Source organism: Escherichia fergusonii ATCC 35469, assembly GCF_000026225.1.
Lineage (GTDB): Bacteria > Pseudomonadota > Gammaproteobacteria > Enterobacterales > Enterobacteriaceae > Escherichia > Escherichia fergusonii.
This window is the reverse complement of the sequence record NC_011740.1, coordinates 2,655,051-2,675,190: the sequence shown is the minus strand read 5'-3', so window position 1 is coordinate 2,675,190 and position 20,140 is coordinate 2,655,051. Positions and strand designations below refer to the sequence as shown.

At 50.2% G+C, this 20,140-nt stretch carries 19 protein-coding genes; 4 read left to right on the top strand and 15 right to left on the bottom strand.

Features of this window, described 5'->3' with window-relative positions; genetic code table 11:
* Positions 1 to 5: 5 nt before the first annotated feature.
* Complete coding sequence (ispA, locus tag EFER_RS13120; protein ID WP_000347230.1) at positions 6 to 905, bottom strand: (2E,6E)-farnesyl diphosphate synthase; 900 nt, start codon at positions 903 to 905, stop codon at positions 6 to 8.
* A complete protein-coding gene (gene xseB, locus EFER_RS13115) occupies positions 905 to 1,147 on the bottom strand; it encodes an exodeoxyribonuclease VII small subunit (protein ID WP_001124935.1) in 243 nt (80 codons plus the stop codon). The genes ispA and xseB overlap by 1 nt, the downstream gene beginning before the upstream one ends.
* Positions 1,148 to 1,352: 205 nt before the next feature.
* Here xseB and thiI point away from each other — a divergent pair, with 205 nt between their 5' ends.
* Positions 1,353 to 2,801, top strand: coding sequence for a tRNA uracil 4-sulfurtransferase ThiI (gene thiI, locus EFER_RS13110; protein ID WP_000668711.1), 1,449 nt, complete (start codon positions 1,353 to 1,355; stop codon positions 2,799 to 2,801).
* Between the two features lie 53 nt (positions 2,802 to 2,854).
* On the opposite strand, the gene yajL is transcribed toward thiI, so the two are convergent.
* Positions 2,855 to 3,445, bottom strand: a complete 591-nt coding sequence (gene yajL, locus EFER_RS13105) for a protein deglycase YajL (protein ID WP_001276332.1) — start codon at positions 3,443 to 3,445, stop codon at positions 2,855 to 2,857.
* Positions 3,408 to 4,319 carry a 2-dehydropantoate 2-reductase gene (panE, locus tag EFER_RS13100; protein WP_000705864.1) on the bottom strand — a complete coding sequence of 304 codons (912 nt, stop codon included), beginning with the start codon at positions 4,317 to 4,319 and terminating at the stop codon, positions 3,408 to 3,410. The genes yajL and panE overlap by 38 nt, the downstream gene beginning before the upstream one ends.
* A gap of 167 nt (positions 4,320 to 4,486) precedes the next feature.
* Between panE and yajQ the strand changes: the two genes are divergently transcribed.
* Positions 4,487 to 4,978, top strand: coding sequence for a nucleotide binding protein YajQ (gene yajQ / locus EFER_RS13095; RefSeq protein WP_001138904.1), 492 nt, complete (start codon positions 4,487 to 4,489; stop codon positions 4,976 to 4,978).
* Between the two features lie 127 nt (positions 4,979 to 5,105).
* Here the strand turns inward: yajQ and EFER_RS13090 are convergent, their stop codons facing one another.
* From EFER_RS13090 to EFER_RS13060, 7 genes are all read right to left on the bottom strand, one after another.
* Positions 5,106 to 6,470: an MFS transporter gene (locus EFER_RS13090; protein ID WP_001000972.1), complete on the bottom strand. Its 1,365-nt coding sequence runs from the start codon at positions 6,468 to 6,470 to the stop codon at positions 5,106 to 5,108.
* Positions 6,471 to 6,622: 152 nt separating this feature from the next.
* Positions 6,623 to 7,987, bottom strand: coding sequence for an MFS transporter (locus EFER_RS13085; protein WP_000079175.1), 1,365 nt, complete (start codon positions 7,985 to 7,987; stop codon positions 6,623 to 6,625).
* A gap of 10 nt (positions 7,988 to 7,997) precedes the next feature.
* Positions 7,998 to 8,816 carry a sugar phosphate isomerase/epimerase family protein gene (locus EFER_RS13080; protein ID WP_001097569.1) on the bottom strand — a complete coding sequence of 273 codons (819 nt, stop codon included), beginning with the start codon at positions 8,814 to 8,816 and terminating at the stop codon, positions 7,998 to 8,000.
* A 67-nt stretch (positions 8,817 to 8,883) separates the two neighbouring features.
* Positions 8,884 to 10,587, bottom strand: a complete 1,704-nt coding sequence (locus EFER_RS13075) for an FAD-dependent oxidoreductase (RefSeq protein WP_000016587.1) — start codon at positions 10,585 to 10,587, stop codon at positions 8,884 to 8,886.
* Between the two features lie 10 nt (positions 10,588 to 10,597).
* Positions 10,598 to 10,918: an NIPSNAP family protein gene (locus EFER_RS13070; RefSeq protein ID WP_000638822.1), complete on the bottom strand. Its 321-nt coding sequence runs from the start codon at positions 10,916 to 10,918 to the stop codon at positions 10,598 to 10,600.
* A gap of 13 nt (positions 10,919 to 10,931) precedes the next feature.
* Positions 10,932 to 12,608: an FAD-dependent oxidoreductase gene (locus tag EFER_RS13065; protein WP_000844306.1), complete on the bottom strand. Its 1,677-nt coding sequence runs from the start codon at positions 12,606 to 12,608 to the stop codon at positions 10,932 to 10,934.
* On the bottom strand, positions 12,605 to 13,426 hold the full coding sequence (locus tag EFER_RS13060) for a shikimate dehydrogenase family protein (RefSeq protein WP_000627763.1): 822 nt from the start codon (positions 13,424 to 13,426) through the stop codon (positions 12,605 to 12,607). The genes EFER_RS13065 and EFER_RS13060 overlap by 4 nt, the downstream gene beginning before the upstream one ends.
* Positions 13,427 to 13,577: 151 nt before the next feature.
* Between EFER_RS13060 and EFER_RS13055 the strand changes: the two genes are divergently transcribed.
* Positions 13,578 to 14,336, top strand: coding sequence for an IclR family transcriptional regulator domain-containing protein (locus EFER_RS13055; protein WP_001180907.1), 759 nt, complete (start codon positions 13,578 to 13,580; stop codon positions 14,334 to 14,336).
* A 58-nt stretch (positions 14,337 to 14,394) separates the two neighbouring features.
* Complete coding sequence (locus tag EFER_RS13050; protein WP_000497676.1) at positions 14,395 to 15,933, top strand: SEL1-like repeat protein; 1,539 nt, start codon at positions 14,395 to 14,397, stop codon at positions 15,931 to 15,933.
* Between the two features lie 374 nt (positions 15,934 to 16,307).
* Here the strand turns inward: EFER_RS13050 and cyoE are convergent, their stop codons facing one another.
* The 4 genes from cyoE to cyoB are packed head-to-tail and all read right to left on the bottom strand — an operon-like array spanning position 16,308 to position 20,134.
* Positions 16,308 to 17,198, bottom strand: a complete 891-nt coding sequence (gene cyoE, locus EFER_RS13045) for a heme o synthase (protein ID WP_000971336.1) — start codon at positions 17,196 to 17,198, stop codon at positions 16,308 to 16,310.
* A gap of 11 nt (positions 17,199 to 17,209) precedes the next feature.
* On the bottom strand, positions 17,210 to 17,539 hold the full coding sequence (locus EFER_RS13040) for a cytochrome o ubiquinol oxidase subunit IV (RefSeq protein WP_000019869.1): 330 nt from the start codon (positions 17,537 to 17,539) through the stop codon (positions 17,210 to 17,212).
* The gene (locus tag EFER_RS13035; protein WP_000179807.1) at positions 17,539 to 18,153 is read right to left on the bottom strand and encodes a cytochrome o ubiquinol oxidase subunit III; all 615 of its coding nucleotides are present in this window, start codon (positions 18,151 to 18,153) and stop codon (positions 17,539 to 17,541) included. Before EFER_RS13035 ends, EFER_RS13040 begins: the two co-directional genes overlap by 1 nt.
* Positions 18,143 to 20,134 (bottom strand): cytochrome o ubiquinol oxidase subunit I, encoded by a 1,992-nt coding sequence (gene cyoB / locus EFER_RS13030; RefSeq protein ID WP_000467180.1) that lies wholly within the window; start codon positions 20,132 to 20,134, stop codon positions 18,143 to 18,145. The genes EFER_RS13035 and cyoB overlap by 11 nt, the downstream gene beginning before the upstream one ends.
* Between the last annotated feature and the right edge of the window lie 6 nt (positions 20,135 to 20,140).

The following is a 20,140-nucleotide window of genomic DNA, read 5'->3' as shown; positions in this document are numbered from 1 at the left end:
ATTGTTTATTTATTACGCTGGATGATGTAGTCCGCTAGCGCTTCCAGTGCCGAGGTATCGAGTGACTGTTCAGCCAGTTGTTTCAGCGACTGGCGGGCATCGTCGATCAGATCCTGGGCTTTCTTCCGGGCTTGCTCAAGACCCAGAAGTGCAGGGTAGGTACTTTTACCAAGTTGCTGGTCGGCACCCTGGCGTTTACCCAACGTTGCAGTATCTCCCACCACATCCAGGATGTCATCCTGAACCTGGAAGGCAAGGCCGATGCTCTCTGCGTACTTGTCGAGTACTGGCAGAGCACGACGTCCTTTATCTCCGGCGCTTAATGCACCAAGACGAACGGCGGCGCGAATCAATGCGCCGGTTTTATGGCGATGAATACGCTCGAGTGCGTCCAGAGGTACGTGTTTGCCTTCCGCATCTAAATCTAATGCCTGACCACCGCACATTCCGCCAATACCGCTGGCGCTCGCCAGTTCAGAAATCATCGAAATTCTGTCGCGATCCGACACTTCCGGCATATCGGCATCACTTAAAATCGAGAACGCCAGCGTTTGTAAAGCGTCGCCAGCGAGAATCGCGTTTGCTTCGCCAAACTTCACATGGCAGGTCGGCAAACCGCGACGCAGATCGTCATCATCCATTGCCGGTAAATCATCATGAATTAATGAGTAAGCGTGGATACACTCTACGGCGGCAGCGGGTGCGTCCAGCGTGTTTGTGCTAACGCCGAACATATGGCCGGTGGCATAAACCAGGAACGGTCGCAGGCGCTTACCACCTAATAATGCGCCATACTGCATGGTTTCGACCACGGGAGTGTTCTGAAAGGGCAGTGGGGCGATAAAACGGCTCAGCGCCTGGTTGGCCTGCTTAACGCAGGCTTCGAGTTGCTGCGGAAAGTCCATTACTCATTGTCCGGTGTAAAAGGAGTTAAAGAGGCGTCTTCATTGTCAGACAGCAGAATTTGTACGCGCTGTTCGGCTTGTTGTAATTTGGCCTGCCCCTGACGTGCCAGCTGCACGCCACGTTCGAACTCGTTCAGCGCCTCTTCCAGCGGCAGGTCGCCACTTTCCAGACGGGTTACAATCTGTTCCAGCTCGCTCAGCGCCTTTTCAAAGCTGGCGGGCGCCTCATTTTTCTTCGGCATAATGAATGTCTGACTCTCAATATTTTTCGCCCCGTCATGGTAACGGACTCAGGGCAAATAGCAAATAACGCGCAATGGTAAGGTGATGTGCGCAGCAAAGCGATGTTAGTGGTATACTTCCGCGCCTGGATGCAGCCGCAGGTGTGGGCTGCTGTATTTTTCCCTATACAAGTCGCTTAAGACTTGCCAACGAACCATTGCCGCCATGAAGTTTATCATTAAATTGTTCCCGGAAATCACCATCAAAAGCCAATCTGTGCGCTTGCGCTTTATAAAAATCCTTACCGGGAACATTCGTAACGTTTTAAAGCACTATGATGAGACGCTCGCTGTCGTCCGCCACTGGGATAACATCGAAGTTCGCGCAAAAGATGAAAGCCAGCGTCTGGCTATTCGCGACGCCCTGACCCGTATTCCGGGTATCCACCATATTCTCGAAGTTGAAGACGTGCCGTTTACCGACATGCACGATATTTTCGAGAAAGCCTTGGTTCAGTATCGCGATCAGCTGGAAGGGAAAACCTTCTGCGTACGTGTGAAGCGCCGTGGCAAACATGATTTTAGCTCGATTGATGTGGAACGTTACGTCGGCGGCGGTTTAAATCAGCATATTGAATCCGCGCGCGTGAAGCTGACCAATCCGGATGTGACTGTCCATCTGGAAGTTGAAGACGATCGTCTCCTGCTGATTAAAGGTCGTTACGAAGGTATTGGCGGATTCCCAATCGGCACCCAGGAAGATGTGCTGTCGCTTATTTCCGGTGGTTTCGACTCCGGTGTTTCCAGTTATATGTTGATGCGTCGCGGCTGCCGCGTGCATTACTGCTTCTTTAATCTCGGCGGCGCGGCGCATGAAATTGGTGTTCGTCAGGTGGCGCATTATCTGTGGAACCGTTTTGGTAGCTCCCACCGCGTGCGTTTTGTCGCCATTAACTTTGAGCCGGTCGTCGGTGAAATTCTCGAGAAAATCGACGACGGTCAGATGGGCGTAATCCTCAAACGTATGATGGTGCGTGCCGCGTCTAAAGTGGCTGAACGTTACGGCGTACAGGCGCTCGTCACCGGCGAAGCGCTGGGACAGGTGTCCAGCCAGACGCTAACCAACCTGCGCCTGATTGATAACGTCTCCGATACGCTGATCCTGCGTCCGCTGATCTCTTACGACAAAGAGCACATCATCAACCTGGCTCGCCAGATTGGCACCGAAGATTTTGCCCGCACCATGCCGGAATACTGCGGTGTTATCTCCAAAAGCCCGACCGTGAAAGCGGTTAAGTCGAAGATTGAAGCGGAAGAAGAGAAGTTCGACTTCAGCATTCTCGATAAAGTGGTTGAGGAAGCGAATAACGTTGATATCCGCGAAATCGCTCAGCAGACCGAGCAGGAAGTGGTGGAAGTGGAAACCGTCAACGGCTTCGGCCCGAACGATGTGATCCTCGATATCCGTTCTGTTGATGAACAAGAAGATAAGCCGCTGAGAGTTGAAGGTATCGACGTGGTCTCTCTGCCGTTCTATAAACTGAGCACCAAATTTGGCGATCTCGACCAGAACAAAACCTGGCTGTTGTGGTGTGAGCGCGGGGTGATGAGCCGCCTGCAGGCGCTCTATCTGCGCGAGCAGGGCTTTAATAATGTGAAGGTGTATCGTCCGTAATTTGTGGTTGTGACGTCGCATCTGGTCAGATGCGACGTTTGCCGCATCTGACACTACTCGTAATAATTATAAATCCCTGCCGCCATCACCAGTTGTGATGCCACTTCATGGGCTTTTTCACGCCCAACCAACAGGTCGATAATTTTCAGACCAAAATCAATAGCCGTACCTGGTCCCTGACTGGTCAACAATTTTACCCGAGCATCCCAGACGACGCGCTTGTCCTGCCATTGTTCTGCGGGAATTTTGTCTTTCAGCGTCGGGAAGCCGGTCATATTGCCAATCGGGAAGATATCGTGCGGGACCAGCACGATGGCTGGCGCGGCGCAAATAGCCGCGACGATACGCCCGGAACGGTGGAACTGTTTAACGGTTTCAACCAGCAGGGTGCTATCACGAAAACACTCCGCGCCTTTAATGCCACCAGGCAGCACGATCACGTCATATTCGCCATCAGCTACTTCGACCAGCGGCACATCCGCCAGCAGCTTCACGCCGCGTGAGCAGGTAATTGCCAGGTTACCATCGCTGGCGACGCTGGCAGTGGTGACGTTGATACCGCCGCGAACCAGCAGATCGATAGTGGTGACAGCTTCAGTCTCTTCACTACCAGGGGCGAGGCAAACCAGTGCCGATGCGCTCATATTCACTCTCCTTTCTTTTTACCATTTCAAACAGGCGGGTGTTTTCCGGTACGGCAATCCCATGCGCGCGAGCGCGGCGTAAGAGAAAACCAGTGATATAGTCGATTTCGGTGTGGCGCAGCGCGCGGATATCCTGCAACATCGACGAAATGTTTTCCGCTGTTGCATCAATCACCTGCATAACATAATCACGCAAATCTTCCGCTGAAGTATGATGCCCTTCGCGTTCGATCACTGCCGCGACTTCTTCGCATATCTGCATAATGTCTTGCGGATGATGTCGTAATTCACCATTCGGGCAATTCCAGATGGCGGTCAGTGGATTAATCACACAGTTGACTGCCAGCTTGCGCCACAGCTCGGCGCGAATATTGTTATGCCACGCGACGTCAGGTAACACGGTTTGCAAAATATCCGCCAGATAACTGTAATCGCCGTCCTGTTGCCGTGCCGGGCCAATATGCGTAATACCATTTGCCACATGAATAATGACATTGCCGTCGCGGCGGGCGGCATGAGTGGTGGTGCCCATCAGTAACGGCTGCTGAATGTTTTGCAACTCTTCGATGGTGCCCATGCCGTTGTGAATTAACAGTATTGGCGTGGTTACAGGCAGTGTAGACGCGAGGCTTTTGACGGCATCGGAAACCTGCCATGCTTTCAGCGTCACCAGGAGCAGATCGCTGGTGGCGAGAAAATCGGGATCGTTGGCGGTCAGAGACTCATTAAATATCGAACCGTCGGTTTCAACCAGATTCACGCTACAATAAGGTTGCGGTACGCGCAGCCAGCCCTGAACCTCGTGACCCTGTTTGCAAAGTGCTGTAAGCCATAATTGCCCTAAGGCACCGCATCCCAATACGGTAATTTTCATTGTTCCTCCTCACCCGCAACCACTCCGGGTGTTCAATAAGGCTATCCCTTAATTGTGCATGCTGTTGCGACTATGCACAATTAAGGGATACGTCCTGGTGCAGGACTGTTGGTTATTTAACTTTGCAGGTATTATGCTTCGCATCAAAAATGAAGGGAGAGGAAAAGATGCCATCTTTCGATATTGTCTCTGAAGTTGATCTTCAGGAAGCACGTAACGCGGTCGATAACGCGAGCCGCGAAGTGGAGTCCCGTTTTGACTTCCGTAACGTTGAAGCCTCATTTGAGCTGAACGACGCCAGCAAAACCATCAAAGTGTTGAGCGAGTCCGACTTCCAGGTCAATCAGTTGCTGGATATTCTGCGTGCCAAGCTGCTGAAGCGCGGCATTGAAGGCAGTTCGCTGGATGTACCGGAAAATATCGTTCATAGCGGTAAAACCTGGTTTGTGGAAGCGAAACTGAAACAGGGCATTGAAAGCGCGACCCAGAAGAAAATCGTCAAGATGATCAAAGACAGCAAACTGAAAGTGCAGGCGCAAATTCAGGGCGATGAGATCCGTGTGACGGGCAAATCTCGTGATGATTTGCAGGCTGTCATGGCGATGGTACGTGGTGGCGATCTGGGTCAGCCGTTCCAGTTCAAAAACTTCCGCGATTAATCGCGACAACCTGCGCTTTGTTCATGTCAGATGCGGCATGAACGCCTGATTCGGCCTACAAAGGTTTGTCACTCAGGAACTTTGTAGGCCTGAAAAGCGTAGCGCAACAGGCAATTCGCCTCTTTTTTTATGCCTGACGAATTGCCTGTTCAACCTCAAAGCGATTCGTCACTTTGCTGTCGATTTTCACATAAGCTGAATGTTCTTCTTCTGCAATCAACACTTCTTTGACACCCGCGGTTTCCAGCAAACGCACTTTTAACGCCTCGTTTGCGGCAATGTCCGCCGGGATTTCAATGCGCAAACTGCTGACATACGGCGGTTCTTTCATGGTACTGGCGACTGCCAGCCACACTGCGGCCAGCATTGCGCCAGCGAGAAATACGCCCTGACCGTCAAACATGCCGTCAATCCAGCCACCCAGCGAACCGCCAATGGCCACACCAAGAAACTGGCTGGTGGAGTAAACGCCCATCGCCGTGCCTTTGTAACCGGCTGGCGACTCTTTACTGATAAGCGAGGGGAGGAGGGCTTCCATCAAATTAAACGCCACAAAGAAAAGCTGCACGCCGAGCACCAGTTGCCAGAACTGCGTTTGTGCGTTCCACAACACAATTTCCGCAACGACGATCAGCCCGACGCAGAAGACAAAGACTTGCTTCATTTTGCGCTTAACTTCAGCGTAGATAATGAAAGGCACAACCGAGCCAAAGGCGATTAACATCGTCGCCAGATAGACCTTCCAGTGTTCAGCCGCCGGGAACCCCGCATCAGCCAACTGTCCGGGCAGGGCAACAAACGTCGACATCAGCAGCATGTGCAGACACATAATGCCGAAGTTGAGTTTCAGCAGCCGCGGTTCTGCCAGCACTTTGCTGAAACTGCCTTTCACCATTCCGGACTCACGATTAAGTACGTGCGTGCTGCTGTTGGGCACCACCCAAATGGTCAACGCAATGCCGGTTGTTGCCAGAATAGCGATCATCCAGAACAGCGCATGCAGCCCAAGTTTGTGAGTGATGATTGGGCCAAGCACCATCGCAATGGCGAAGGTAATACCAAAACTCACGCCGATAAACGCCATCGCTTTGGTACGGTTTTGTTCGCGCGTGAGATCAGAAAGTAGCGCCATAACGGCAGCGGCAATCGCTCCAGAACCTTGTAACGCCCGGCCCAGAATAATTCCCCAGATTGAGTCGGAAAGCGCAGCGATAACGCTACCGGCAGCAAACACCGCCAGCCCGCCGACAATTAATGGTTTGCGACCAATACGGTCTGAGAGCAGGCCAAACGGAATCTGAAAAACGGCCTGAGTCAGGCCATAAATACCAATGGCAATACCGATTAATGCTTCGCTGGCACCTTGCAGAGCCATGCCGTACGTGGTCAGAACCGGCAGAACCATAAACATGCCCAGCATGCGCAATGAAAATACGGTTCCTAAACCCCAGGTCGCGCGCCGCTCACCTGGCGTCATTTTATAATCGTTCATTACCACCTCTGTTTTAAATTCGCGACTAGTTTAGTGCGCGAGGCAGGCGGGGTAAACAGAGCGATAATTAACAAATATTAATTCGATTAATGATTTGTGCGCTAAAGCCAGTAATCTGACTTTAGCGCTCAAGATTTGCTGTATGGAGTATTTCAGGAAGGTTCTCTAAGCGCTGAAGCGACAGGTGTTGACTCGTGAGTACTCGATGAAGCAAACATACCTTTTGCTGATATCGCCACTACGGTAATTGCAGCCGGGATCCCCAAAAGCAGGAACACCGCTTCGAAACTCAACTCCATTGCCATCATCTCCGCCCCGGCAAAGGCGCTGAGGATGGCACCAATTCGCCCGATACCATGCATCCAACTGGAGCCTGTCGCCCGCGCTTGTGTAGGATAAAAACGTGCTGACATTGCGTTCATCCCGGTGTTGGCACCATTCAGACAAGCCCCGCAGATGAAGGCAAGCAGACAAAGGAGTGTAAAGCTGGTGGAAAAATAGCCCATCGACATGGTGATAAGCCCCCCAACGCCGTAAATAACACCCAGCGCCCGATGGGGATTAATCTTATCCATAAGCCAACCGGCAAACAGCGAACCTATCGTACCGCCTGCCTGATAAAGGGCTGTTATCACTGCAGCCTGACTTACAGTCATTCCCACCTCTTTTACCAGCGTTGGTAACCAGCTACCAAGTATATAGACCAGAAACAGTCCCATAAAATAGACCAGCCAAAGCATCAGGGAGCCAAAGCGATATTGCGGTGAAAGCACAATCCGCATGGCACTTTTATCCAGCGGTTGTGTAGGCAAAATAAACTCGACGTTATCGGCAATTTTCCCCGGGTATAGACGCTGTAAGATCATGCGAATGCGAACAGGTGGCGCGCGTTTGATAACCAGAAATCTTACTGATTCCGGCAGGAGCCAAATCAGAACCGGAGCAAACAGGACGGGTAAAATACCGCCAAGAGCCATCAGCGAATGCCAGCCAAATTGTGGGATTAGCCATGAAGCGGCAAAACCACCAGCTGCTGCACCAAAAGTAAAACCGCAGAAAATAATCGTAATAATAAAAGAGCGCTTACGTTCAGGGGCATATTCTGAGACCAGCGTACTCATATTAGGCATTGCAGCGCCAAGCCCCAATCCGGTCATAAAACGAAAGAAAATCATCTGCTCTATATTTTGTGAAAAGGCGGTTGCTACGGTCCAGATACCAAAAAAGAACACGCTATTAATGATGATTTTTTTGCGTCCCAGCCAGTCGGCGAGCGGTCCGGAAAACATGGCACCCAATGCCAGCCCAATCAGAGCGGCGCTAATGACAAATCCAAGTTCATGATTAGATGCCCCCCATTCCTGCTTAAGTACCGGGGCGATAAATCCCATAATCGCAATATCAAAGCCATCCAGTGCGATCACAACAAAGCCTAATAAGATCACCAGCTTTTGGTAGCGGCTAAGAGGATTGCGATTGATTAATTCTCGCACGTCGAGCAAATCTGATTGTGCCATCATCTTCCCCTTATACCGACGGATACAGGTAAGCCTGTGCTGCGTTAAACAGTAATTGGGCGCGCTTTTCGGCGGGTAATGCCCCCTGTTTCCCGCTGAGCGGAACTTCAACGGATACCGGGAGATCGGCTGGTAATGCGGCCATCAGGCCGTGCAAATTCAGCCCTCCTTCACCTGGGATCTGGCGTGCTGTACGCGCCTGACGAATAATTTCTTTTTCGTCATGTGGGTTTTGTGCCGGGGCATCACACAGTTGCATATAGTTGAGATGATTTTTCGGCAAATGGCGCAAGTCCGCCAGTGACTCTTCTGCTCGCCAGAAGTGAATGGCATCGACCAGGATACCAATATCCTTTTGCCCGCTGGCAGAGATGAGTGTCTGTGCGTCAGCAATATTACGCAGTGTGGTCCATGGCATAGGTTCGAGATTCATAACCAGCCCCCAGTTTTTACCGGCTTCTGCCAGTTGCGCGAGATTATCAGCACTGCGTGACACGTTTTCGTCATTTCCGGCAACCAGAACATGGCGTGCGCCGAGGCGTGCCGCAGTTTCCATAAACGTCATCATTCGCTTATCAAGTGTAAAATCGGGACCTAAGCGGATAATTTCGACATCGGTAACACCAATGCCTGTATCACGTAGTGCGGCGAGGGTTTCACGAACTTGTGGTGTGTCACCCAGCATGTTGTAGTCAGGATCATCAGGAGTAGCGGGAATCAGCCGGATACCGACATCGGTAAAGCCAGTTTGAGCGGCAATTCGTACTTGCTCCGCAGGCGGTACATCCAACAAGGTTAAGGCGGCAATAGACAGGGTACGTGTGTTCATAAATGACTCCAGTACAGTTGCAGGTGAATTGTTGTTATGTGTGCTGCCTTCCCTGGGAAATTAACTTTTAATCGATGCTTTTCTCTCTTTCTGCTGACAGTTGTTTCCCAACCATATAACCGAAGGTCATGGCCGGGCCGAGCGTAATACCACCGCTGGGATAAAACCCACGCATCACACTCGACATATCATTACCAATGGCATACAGGCCGTTTATTGGTTGTTGTTGGGCATTCAGAACACGGGCGTGTTCATCAGTAATCAATCCGCTAAATGAACCGAGTGATCCCGGAAGAATGCGTACAGCGTAAAATGGAGGATGGCATAATGGACCAAGCGTAGGATGCAAAGGATGTTGCGTGTCGCCTTGTGCCAGGTTGTATGCGGATGCTCCACGTTGAAATTCGTTATCAACCCCACTTTCTGCTGCAGCATTAAACTGTGACACCGTTGCCATCAATTGGGGGCCATCAATCGCGCACTTTTCTGCTAAGGCTGTCAGTGAGTTGGCGGTTTGCAGATACCCTGAACGGACCCATGCCTGGGCATTGAAAGGTGACGGGCGTGCGTGACCAAGGCCGTATCGGCGCATGGAGGGGCCGTCTGCCAGTAGCCAGGCGTGTGGTGTTTCGCCTTCAGGTGTGGCGGCGAGTAAAGCAGCGATAAAATCATGGTATGAATCAGCTTCATTAACAAAGCGCTTACCATTAGGGAGAACAGCGATAAAACCAGGTTTGGCGCGTTCAACCAGATGCGGGAAAACCAGCTGTAATCCACTATCGAGAGTGACACGTGACACCGGGGCCCACGCCATTGGATGCTTGAGAGTGTGATCAAATTGTCCACCAACGGATTCTCCCAGCCGGATACCATCACCCTGATTACCTGGCGGAGCGGCGGAAAAATGCCCGTACCCTTCAGTGGCGTGTGGTACATGTTTTGCCAGACGCTGGCGATCATGGGGAAAACCACCGCAGGCAAGAATCACCGCGTTAGCTTTAACAGTCAGATTGCCGCTGTCTGTTCGCAGCGTTGCACCTTCAATGCCTTTCAGTGAGTGAATGAGTTGTCCAACCGGGGCATTCAGCTGAAACTTTACGCCCAGATCCAGTGCCGAACGCAGCAAGCGTGCCACCAGAGCATTGCCATTCACCAGATGCTGTCCACGACCATAACGCAAACGCTGCCATCCATGACGCAACAGGCGACGTGTAGCATAAAAGGCAGAGCGCGGCGAACGAGTAGCATTAAAAAAATGCGCCATATCGCTTCCGCCAGCAATCCCCATGCCTGCCAGGCTAATAACTTCCAGTGGTGGACGCAACCGGTATAGCCATTCTCCTAACTGTTTTCCATCGAAAGGTTGTGCCGTAACTGAGCGCCCTCCATGAGCAAATCCTGGCGAGTTATGAAAATCAGGCATTCTGCTACCGGACAAAAACTGGACAGCAGTGTTCTGACGAAAAAACTCAATCATTTCCGGGCCATAGTGTAAAAATGCTTTCAGCCTGGCATCAGCTGCCTGACCTGCCATTTCGTGGCTGAGATAATTGAGCGGTGCACTGGCATCTTCCTGAAAACCTTCTTCCCGGGCGAGTGGATTACGCGGGATCCACAACCAACCACCCGACCAGGCACTGGTGCCACCGATAACAGACTCTTTTTCCGCCACCAGGACTTTGGCGCCAAAATGGGCGGCAGTTACTGCCGCTGATAAACCAGCCGCACCTGAACCGACCACCAGAACATCAACCTTGATTTGCCCGCTCATGGCCTGCTCCTTATTGCAGTGGGGAGAAATCTGTCGGACGCATCAACACCGACTCAAGACGTTCAACAGCGGCCAGTTCGCGATTCTTGCGCGAAAAGGTGAGCCAGCGTTCGTCCTGAGCCATTCGTGTACGACGGACCAGACGATCATCCAGGCTCTCATACGCCCAGATATGAACAACCTGGTTAACAACACCGATTTCAGTAAAGAAAAAGCCAATGAGTTTGCCGAGATGTTCTGTTTGTACTGCCAGAGCATCGCTTTTATAGAGGGCCAGCCAGTCGGCCATTTTCAGTGGGTTAATGGTGTAGGTACGTTTTTCATAAATCATGACAATCTCCTGTTTATGGTGTCTGTTGTTGTGCCATGTGGCTGGCGGCGAGATAACCAAAGGTCAGTGCAGGACCGAGTGTGATACCTGGGCCGGGGTACGTTCCCGCCATAATGGAATCCATATCGTTTCCCACCGCGTAGAGGCCCTTTATCGGGCAACCACTTTGGTTGAGCACCTGAGCATCAGGTGTGGTGACCAGTCCTCTGGATGTACCCAAATCGCCGGTATAAAGGGTGATAGCGTAAAACGGAGCCTCAAGCAGAGGCGCATTACAGGCATTTGGCTGGTGGGCAGGATCACCCATTGCCTGGTTGTAACTGTTAGCGCCTTTCCGAAATTGCTCATCTCTACCATTGCTGGCGTCATGGTTGTATCGCGCTACGGTGGCTTCCAGTTTTGCAGCATCAAGCCCCAGAAGCTGCGCCAATTCGTTCAGACTCTGTGCTTTGTACAAATATCCTGCCCGTACCAGTGCGTCATTATTGACAGGCGACGGACGTGCCAACCCCAGGCCATAGCGTTTCATCGCCAGGGCATCGCAGAGCAAATAACAAGGGGCATTTTCCGCCTGGCTTTGCATGGCACTGGCAAAGTGATGGTAAGAGTTAGATTCATTAACAAAGCGCTCTGCTTGCTGGTTAACCGCGATGACACCCGGCTTGGCGCGATCAGTCACAAGATGGGGGAATCGTTCCTCACGACCATCAGGATGACGAAGTACAGAAACTGGCGCCCAGAAGAAATTAGAAGGGAGATCCGCACCTTGCCGGGCATTAATAGCAGCGCCTAAACGTAACGCAGCTCCGTCATTTGTACCCGGAGACATAGTGAAATGTTCACGTGTTTGAGGACGAAACTGAGCAGCCAGTTCACCAGCAGCAAACCCTCCAGCGGCGAGCACTACACCATAGCGGGCATGAACAATGTGTTGCTGGCCATGTTGTTCAATTTGCACGCCGGTAACGGTGCCGTTTTCCGCGATTAAAGATAAAACATTGACGTTAAGCTCCAGTGTTAGTCCCTTACGAAAAGCCACATGAGCCATACGAGCAATAAGTGCATTACCCATTGCAAGGCGTGTTCCCCGGTGATAACGCAGGCGGTCGCGACCATAGCGAAGTAATAATTTGCTACAGTGCAGCAAGGAGTGAAGCGAGCGGCGCATATCGAGAAAATGCTGGATATCGACACGGTTAACCATCATTCCACCGAACAGCAACATTCCCGGTGGCGGCGAACGTAAGTCAGCAAAGCGAGTACCCAGGGCGCGCCCGTCAAATTCGATGACTTCCAGCGCCCGGCCAACATCTACCGCGCCAGCTTCATCGGGATAGTAATCGGGGGATAAAGGACGCAAACTGTATTTAACAGCTCCTTCGCTTTCAAGAAATGCCAGTGCTTCACGGCCCTGAGCCACAAAAGCGTCTATCATTTCTGCCCGGTAGTTTTCAGGACCAACAATGGCTTGCAGATAGGTTTTTATTGCCTCGGCAGAATCATTTTTCCCCAGCTCTCTCGCCTGGTCGGTATCGTGAAGCCATACCGCGCCGCCTGAAATTGCTGACGTTCCACCAAACTGCTCTGCTTTTTCCAGCATCAGTACTGAAAGCCCTTTACAGCAGGCGGAAACGGCAGCGGCAAAGCCTGCTGCGCCGCTACCAATGACAACGACATCCCAGCTTTTCATGCTGCGGCCTCTTCCTGTTGAGGCATCGCTCCGATAAATTCGCCCATCAGTTTCATTTGTGCCAGTGCCATTTCTGGCCCGGTCTGGATAACACAACCACGCTGCTGAGCAAAAGTTAGCAGTGGTGTCATCACAGGGGCAGTGACTACGTCAGCAACATGCGTAGCCGAAGTTAATGTTTCCAGTAACGCTGGCGGGATGGGTAAAGGATCAAAGCCCACCATTCCGGCAGGAGAACCATTAATAAGGATATCAATATCCTGTAAAGTTTCTGGTAATGAAGAGAGATGAACATGCGGGAAATGTGTGGCAAGACGATTAAAGAGACTCTGTTGCATTGCCGGATTTTGATCATAAATGGCAAGATGAGTCGCACCTGCTTCACAAAGCCCCCATGCAATGGCACTTCCGACACCGCCACAGCCAGAAAGCAAGGCTTTCTTACCTGATGACTGAAAATTATGTTCTTTTGCAGCCAGCAAAAATCCCACACCATCCAGCATGTCGCCCTTCAAACGACCATCAGGCAATTTTCTCACTACATTGACGGCATTCAGATGCATGGCACGTGGGGATAATTCATCAAGTAACGCGGCAACCCGTTGTTTGTGTGGAACAGTAACCAGTACGCCGCTCATATTTTTCCAACCGCGTAGCGCATTCAGATAACCCGCCACCGCATCTGGTTCGATATCAATCGGGATCATAACGCTGTCCATCTGCTGTTGAGCAAAGTAACGGTTAAAGTTTTCTGGCGATTTAACCTGGTTGATAGGGTGCCCGATAACAGCCACAACCTGAGTGAATCCAGTAATCATAATTTGCTCTCTTGTTAACTTAATGTTGCTTAAGTATTTCAACGGAATCTGAGAGCAGCAATGCAGAATTCGGACAGCTTGCCTGTTAATCGCACCACCATTGCGATAATCGCGCTACAATTACTTTTTTGTTGCGAAAATGTGAACTGCTATGCAAAACCAGATACATCAGCGGGATTTGATCGTTGGTCTGCAAAAGGGGCTGGCGCTGATTCAACTTTTCTCTAAGGAATTTCCTCGATTAACTGTTCCTCAGGCGGCAAAACTGAGCGGATTAACGCAAAGTGCGACAAGGCGCTTTTTCCTGACGCTGGTCCATGAACGTTATCTGAATACCGATGGGCGGTATTACTGGCTTACAGCCCGAACACTGCGGCTCGGTCAGGCGTATGTGGACTCCGCTCAATTTCCAAAGATGGTGAGGCCGATAGTTGAGTACGTCGCCAGTCGTAGCGAAGAACATGCGTCAGTGGGGGTTATTGATGACGACGAGTTGGTTTATATCGCCCGTAGCAAACATACGCCGTTTAATTCAACCTCAGTACGTCTGGGTGAGCGTGTGCCCATCCATTGTACAGCCGGAGGCCGGTTATGGCTGGCTTCCCTTGATGAAGCCGAATGTGAAATGGTGCTACGGCGCATTCGATGTGAGCAAAGAACGCCATATACAGTGACGGATATTCAGCTGCTAAAGGCAAAAATTGCTGAAGTTCGAGAGTTGGGCTACGCCACCGTTGAGCAGGAATTTGAGATTGGCATGTTGGTGATTGCTGTACCGCTAATCGACAGAGAAGGACAATACTGGGGAGCGCTAAGCCTGACCAGTCATCAGTCCAGAACTTCAATCGAAAAGTTGTGTCGTGATCATTTGGATCTTCTCTACAGTGCCCAGGCGATGTTGTTTGGTTAAAAGGCTAAATAATTATATTATTGTGTGAAAATAATTTTTTATCAAAGGACTGAGTTAAATGTTTGTGAAGTTTAAAAGATTGGTGTTAATCGTTCCTTTTATTTATAGTGGTTATCTTTATGCAAATGAAGTGTCGCCGCATGAATATAAAATAGAGAAAATATATAAAGAAATAATGCAAGATAATAACACGTCATTAACCCAGTTGCAATTGCTGGCTAAGACAAACGATCCTCAGGCTCTGGTTACTTTAGGCTTTATATATGAGCATGGCGTTGCTAATGAATACGAAGTTACCGTTGAGGCGGATTTAGAAAAGGCACTCAGCTATTATTCTCAAGCCTGTAACTTAGGCGGTGAGTATGGATGTTATAATGCCAGTTACTTTTACCAATACGGAAAAAGGGTAAAACAGAGCAGTGAATTAGCTGAGCAATATGCGAAAAAAATGAAAGTATCAGATCTTTCCGTTTCTGAGCATTTAATAAAAGATACTATTGAAAAGGTCTGGTCACTGAAAAATAAAGCCGAAGCAGATAAAACTCATCGCCATGAGTTTCTCCGTTTTGTTAGTAGATCTTTGAATCAGGCGACAGATAGTGATTTGATATTCTGGCAGCGAATAGGTTTTGGTAAAAGCGAAATTTTTAAACTGGCGATGCAATGGGCACAGGATTGTGACCCTCAAATAACGTATATGGTTGCCAGGTTTTATCTCGAAGGATATTCAATTCTTGATGACAGGCATTCATTAGAAACAAAACAGGAAGCGTTGCAATGGTTTCGCTGGACTGCCGAACACGGTTACGCGCCAGCACAGTTTGCGTTAGGCAGCACCTGGGAAACTGGCAGCGCCGGTCTTAAAGTTGACAGGAAGGAGGCAAAAAAATGGTATCAACTTGCTGCAAACCAAAATAATAAAGACGCTCTGCTTGCATTAGGCAAGATTTACTATTCGGGCCTTGATGGCAAGGTTGATTATACGAAAGCCCTTTCTCTTTTTGAGCAAGCGGAACATGAAGGTGCGGCAAAAGGTGCATTGTGGTTAAGCTGGATGTATTACAACGGGCTTGGGAGTCCAGTGGATTGTAATAAGGCCAGGGGTTTTTACGAAAAAGGTGCCGGGCTAAATGACCAAAAAATATCAAAAAATGAATATATTGATCATTGCCAGTCAGACCAACGGAGTAGAGAAAGCTCAGTTGATACCTTACCTGAATTAACGATTGATCATTATGGTTCTTTTGACGCTGGTAGTGATGAACGTCCAAAAATATGTGATCAAAGTTTTAAAATTAACGCCAATAAAATTACAAATATGTCATCATTACGTCTTACGTTAGAACTGGAAAATAATGAAGGTATAACAAAAGAATATGTGGTTCCAGTACCTCCTTTTAGCTTAAATACATTAGGCATAGATATGAATAACAATCCAATAAATAATATGCAAACTCATATTGATATACCTGTCTATGAACAAAATTTATGCGCTTTTTATGATCTCACTTTTAAGGTTAAATCCGCGACAGCGATGCTGAATGGTAAACAACACGATTTGTTAAAAGAAGGATATATTCAGCCTCAAGATAAATAAGGAGTATTTATGGTAACCAAAAATGTGGGGTGCTAATTGAGATGAAGGTTATTTCTGTAGAGGTAATCTTCGTGTTACTTACAAAATTAAGCATCCGTCTGGTAAGGAAACTATACTCTAAATAATTCAAGTTTCAGGAAGGCGATAAGCGAGTGAATCCCCAGGAGCTTACTAAAGTAAGTGACTGGGGGGAACGAACGCAGTCGCAGCACATGCAACTTGAAGTATGACGAGTATATCCAAACGGTCGGTTTTGCACCTTTTAGTTTAAACCGACTGAATATTAACTTTACCGATAACATAATCGGTTCGTTTAATCGCAGGGGCAATAAAAAACCCGCCAGAGTAAGCGGGTTTTTTGATGACGATAATATTTACCACACAGCAGCCAGCAGCGTATGCGAGTCCGGCACCATAAAATCAACGGACATCATTACCGAGAGGGCAGTGATGGCGATGATAGAGAAGCCGAACAGCTTGCGTGCCCAGATTCGATCATCAGCAACTTTATAACCGCGCAGGGCCATGCCTAACCACCAGACGCTAACCGCCGCGGCGACCACCAGATATTTATATCCAGCGTAACCGCCAAGAGAGAGCATCAGCGTGGCAACAGCAAAGGCGATGATATACAGCGTGATGTGGTTTTTCGCTACCGAAATGCCTTTCACCACCGGCAGTACCGGAATGTTTGCCGCCTGATAATCCTTAAAGCGGAAAATGGCGATGGCATAAGAATGAGGCATCTGCCACAGGCTGAAGATAGCCAACAGGATTGCTGCGCCGCTATCGAACTCGCCTGTCACTGCACAGTAGCCAATCACCGGCGGCGCTGCGCCGGAGAGCGAACCAATCAACGTGCCGTAGACCGAGTGGCGTTTCATGTACAGGCTGTAAACGCCGACATAAACCACAAAGCCCATCACCCCCAGCCAGCAGGCCAGCGGATTCGCGCCAAACCACAGCAGCATAAAGCCAGCAATACCCAGCAAGGTGGCGTACACCAGCGAGACAGCAGGAGAGATCAGGCCCTTAACCAGCACCCGATTCTTCGTCCTTTCCATCTTTCTGTCGATATCCCTGTCGATGTAGTTGTTAAACACACAACCCGACGCCACAACCAGTGACACCCCAACCAGCGTGTAGATAAACAGGGGATAATCAATGCTGCCCTTTGAGGCCAGCAAGAATCCCCCAATCACCGAGATCAGGTTGCCAAAGATGATGCCTGGTTTCGTTACTTGCAGGTATTGCTTAAACATCATAACCGCCGCTCTTAGTGCATCATCATGTTGTAGTTGAGGTTCCACATAATCCAGATGGAGCCGACAACCAGGATAGCGATGATTAGCACGGTGAAGACAAACGCCGTCATGTTCCAGCCTTCATCTGATTTGGTATTCATGTGCAGGAAGCACACCAGATGCACCAGAACCTGTACCACTGCCATTGCCAGGATTGTTCCCAGAATTACGGCCGGAGAGGCAGCCCCTGTCATCACCATCCAGAACGGAATCACCGTCAGAATGATCGACAGGATAAACCCTGTCATGTAGGTTTTTACGCTGCCATGGGACGCGCCGCTGTGATCGGTAGAATGACTCATTACATCGCCCCCATCAGATAAACAACAGTGAACACACAGATCCAAACCACATCCAGGAAGTGCCAGAACAGGCTCAGGCACATGATGCGGGTACGGTTAGTGCTGGTCAGGCCGCGACGGGCGATTTGCACCATCAGCACCGCCATCCAGATAAGACCGGAAGTCACGTGCAGACCGTGCGTGCCGACCAGCGCAAAGAACGCTGACAGGAAGCCGCTGCGATCCGGGCCCATGCCGTTAACAATCAGGTGATGGAATTCATAGATTTCCATCCCGATAAATCCGGCACCAAACAACCAGGTCAACGCCAGCCAGGAGATAACCTGGCTTTTGTTGTTTTTGTACATGGCGATAGCCGCCATGCCGTAGGTGATGGAGCTGAACAACAGCAAGAAAGTTTCAACCAGAACGAACGGCAGTTCGAAAATGTCCTTACCTGTCGGGCCACCTGCGGTGCCGTTCACCAGAACGGCATAGGTAGCAAACAAGATAGAGAACAGAATGCAGTCGCTCATCAGGTAGATCCAAAATCCGAAGATTTTGTTTCCGCCTGCATCGTGGTGCCCGTGTTCGTGCGCGTGGGCAGTCGCGTGCGTCAAAGTATCAGTTGCCATTTTTCAGCCCTGCCTTAGTAATCTCATCGAAATGCTGGTTTTCCAGTTTTTCGATTTCTGCCACCGGCACGTAGTAATCCACGTCCTCGTCGAAGCTTTTCACGATCCAGGTAATGATCATGCCTGCGAAGCCAACAATCGCCAGCCACCAGATATGCCAAATCATGGCGAAACCGAAGATGGTGGAGAAAGCCGCAATGACGATACCGGCACCGCTGTTTTTCGGCATATGAATTTCTTCATAGTGGTCTGGCTTTTTGTACGCTTCGCCTTTCTCTTTCATTTCCCAGAATGCATCACGCTCGTGAACGTGCGGCACAACGGCAAAGTTATAGAATGGAGGCGGGGAAGAGGTTGCCCACTCCAGCGTACGGCCACCCCACGGGTCGCCAGTCAGGTCACGGTTCTGGTCGCGGTCACGAATAGAAACGTACATCTGAATAACGAGGCAGAGAATACCCAGCGCAATCAGTACCGCACCGCTGGCTGCAATCATCAGCATGGTGTGGAACTGCGGGTCAATCTGCTGGCTCAAGCGACGGGTCATACCCATGAAGCCCAGCGCATACAGCGGCATAAAGGCAACGAAGAAGCCGATGATCCAGAACCAGAACGCGCGTTTACCCCAGGTTTCGTTCAGTTTGAAACCGAACGCTTTAGGCCACCAGTAGGTCATCCCTGCGAAGCAGCCGAAGACCACGCCACCGATGATAACGTTATGGAAGTGTGCAATCAGGAACAGGCTGTTATGCAGAACGAAGTCTGCGCCAGGTACTGCCAGCAGCACGCCTGTCATACCGCCCACCGAGAAGGTGACGATAAAACCGATGGTCCACAGCATCGCAGAATGGAACACGATGCGGCCCTGATACATGGTGAACAGCCAGTTGAAGATCTTCACCCCGGTCGGGATGGCGATAATCATGGTGGTGATACCAAAGAAGGCGTTTACGTTCGCGCCCGCACCCATCGTAAAGAAGTGGTGCAGCCAGACGATGAACGACAGCACGGTGATACAGACGGTTGCCCATACCAGCGAGGTATAGCCAAACAGACGTTTACGCGAGAAGGTTGCTGCAATTTCGGAGAAAACACCGAAAACAGGCAGGATCAGGATGTAAACTTCCGGGTGGCCCCAGGCCCAAATCAGGTTGATGTACATCATCATGTTGCCACCCATATCGTTGGTAAAGAAATGGGTGCCCAGATAGCGATCCAGGGTCAGCAACGCGACGGTAACCGTCAGAATTGGGAAGGAGGCGATAATCAGTACGTTCGCGCACAATGATGCCCAGGTAAATACTGGCATCTTGAACATGGTCATGCCCGGTGCGCGCATCTTCAGAATGGTAACGAAGAAGTTGATACCGGTAAGCGTCGTACCTATACCGGATAGCTGGAGACTCCATATCCAGTAATCGACACCGACTCCCGGACTGTACTCTATTCCCGATAGCGGTGGATAGGCCAGCCAGCCAGTCTGCGCAAATTCGCCCACGCCGAGAGAAACGTTAACCAGAATCACACCAACAACGGTAAACCAGAAGCTTAAGTTGTTGAGGAACGGGAACGCAACGTCACGCGCGCCGATCTGCAGCGGAACCACCAGGTTCATCAGACCAATAACGAAAGGCATCGCCACGAAGAAGATCATAATCACGCCGTGCGCGGTGAAGATCTGATCGTAGTGGTGAGGAGGCAGGAAGCCCGCTTCGCCCGCCGAGGCAAGGGCCTGCTGGCTACGCATCATAATGGCGTCAGCAAAACCACGCAGCAACATCACAATCGCCACGATGATATACATGATACCTAGGCGTTTATGGTCGACGGAGGTCAGCCACTCTTTCCACAGGTAGGTCCACTTACCGAAGTAAGTGATCAGGCCAACGAGCGCCAGACCTCCCAAAATAATGCCAGCGATCGTAACCATGACGATAGGTTCATGGAACGGGACTGCATCAAGTGATAATTTTCCGAACATCTTTAT

Bases quoted from the DNA above. Each gene is read 5' to 3' on its own strand.
- ispA (WP_000347230.1), bottom strand. From the start codon at position 905: ATGGACTTTCCGCAGCAACTCGAAGCCTGCGTTAAGCAGGCCAACCAG.
- xseB (WP_001124935.1), bottom strand. From the start codon at position 1,147: ATGCCGAAGAAAAATGAGGCGCCCGCCAGCTTTGAAAAGGCGCTGAGC.
- thiI (WP_000668711.1), top strand. From the start codon at position 1,353: ATGAAGTTTATCATTAAATTGTTCCCGGAAATCACCATCAAAAGCCAA.
- yajL (WP_001276332.1), bottom strand. From the start codon at position 3,445: ATGAGCGCATCGGCACTGGTTTGCCTCGCCCCTGGTAGTGAAGAGACT.
- panE (WP_000705864.1), bottom strand. From the start codon at position 4,319: ATGAAAATTACCGTATTGGGATGCGGTGCCTTAGGGCAATTATGGCTT.
- yajQ (WP_001138904.1), top strand. From the start codon at position 4,487: ATGCCATCTTTCGATATTGTCTCTGAAGTTGATCTTCAGGAAGCACGT.
- EFER_RS13090 (WP_001000972.1), bottom strand. From the start codon at position 6,470: ATGAACGATTATAAAATGACGCCAGGTGAGCGGCGCGCGACCTGGGGT.
- EFER_RS13085 (WP_000079175.1), bottom strand. From the start codon at position 7,987: ATGGCACAATCAGATTTGCTCGACGTGCGAGAATTAATCAATCGCAAT.
- EFER_RS13080 (WP_001097569.1), bottom strand. From the start codon at position 8,816: ATGAACACACGTACCCTGTCTATTGCCGCCTTAACCTTGTTGGATGTA.
- EFER_RS13075 (WP_000016587.1), bottom strand. From the start codon at position 10,587: ATGAGCGGGCAAATCAAGGTTGATGTTCTGGTGGTCGGTTCAGGTGCG.
- EFER_RS13070 (WP_000638822.1), bottom strand. From the start codon at position 10,918: ATGATTTATGAAAAACGTACCTACACCATTAACCCACTGAAAATGGCC.
- EFER_RS13065 (WP_000844306.1), bottom strand. From the start codon at position 12,608: ATGAAAAGCTGGGATGTCGTTGTCATTGGTAGCGGCGCAGCAGGCTTT.
- EFER_RS13060 (WP_000627763.1), bottom strand. From the start codon at position 13,426: ATGATTACTGGATTCACTCAGGTTGTGGCTGTTATCGGGCACCCTATC.
- EFER_RS13055 (WP_001180907.1), top strand. From the start codon at position 13,578: ATGCAAAACCAGATACATCAGCGGGATTTGATCGTTGGTCTGCAAAAG.
- EFER_RS13050 (WP_000497676.1), top strand. From the start codon at position 14,395: ATGTTTGTGAAGTTTAAAAGATTGGTGTTAATCGTTCCTTTTATTTAT.
- cyoE (WP_000971336.1), bottom strand. From the start codon at position 17,198: ATGATGTTTAAGCAATACCTGCAAGTAACGAAACCAGGCATCATCTTT.
- EFER_RS13040 (WP_000019869.1), bottom strand. From the start codon at position 17,539: ATGAGTCATTCTACCGATCACAGCGGCGCGTCCCATGGCAGCGTAAAA.
- EFER_RS13035 (WP_000179807.1), bottom strand. From the start codon at position 18,153: ATGGCAACTGATACTTTGACGCACGCGACTGCCCACGCGCACGAACAC.
- cyoB (WP_000467180.1), bottom strand. From the start codon at position 20,134: ATGTTCGGAAAATTATCACTTGATGCAGTCCCGTTCCATGAACCTATC.